Source organism: Cyclobacterium qasimii M12-11B (assembly GCF_000427295.1).
Lineage (GTDB): Bacteria > Bacteroidota > Bacteroidia > Cytophagales > Cyclobacteriaceae > Cyclobacterium > Cyclobacterium qasimii.
Genome location: NZ_ATNM01000122.1, coordinates 1 through 702 on the forward strand (window position 1 = coordinate 1; position 702 = coordinate 702).

At 33.8% G+C, this 702-nt stretch carries 1 protein-coding gene; it reads left to right on the forward strand.

Annotated elements, in window-relative coordinates:
• Positions 1–657, forward strand: a 657-nt coding sequence (locus tag ADICYQ_RS14540; RefSeq protein WP_235114685.1) for a DUF7619 domain-containing protein, incomplete at its 5' end; no start/stop codon positions are given.
• Positions 658–702: the final 45 nt, after the last annotated feature.

The window sequence follows — 702 nt, forward strand, 5'->3', positions numbered from 1 at the left end:
AGACCCGGATTTACGTACAGAAACATGTTAATTGTAAGAAATTATGGAGAGTCCACAGTCAGTTCTGGTACTGTAACGTTTACTGCAGATCCGTCAGTAACCTATACCGGAGCGTCAGGGTTAAGTGCAGGAAATTCCATTACACCAGCGCCTAATGGCTTTACTTTAGATTTTACAAACTTATTACCTGGTGAAAGTGAAGTGATTTATATTGAAACATTAGTCGCCACATCAGCTAATTTAGGAGATATGATTACCAATGTTGCAGAGTATACAACAGCAGCAAATGATGTTGTTATTGAAAATAATACCTCTAACTTATCGGAAATCATTATTGGTTCTTATGATCCTAATGATATTAGCGAATCACAAGGACCAGAAATTGAACATGTAAGCTTTACGGAAGACGATTATTTGTATTATACCATTAGGTTTCAAAACGTTGGAACTGCTAGTGCCATAAATGTAACTATCAATAATAGTTTAGATGAAAAATTAGATAAAACAACATTTCAAATGTTAAGAGCAAGTCATTCATATGGAATTGAGCGCGATTTTGATAATTTAACATGGAATTTCTATAATATAAATTTAGCAGATGAAACTACTGATGAGCTTAATAGTCATGGTTTTGTGAATTATAAAATAAACCATTAGCCGGCTATGAAATAGGAGATATTGTACCTAACACAGCAGGCATTA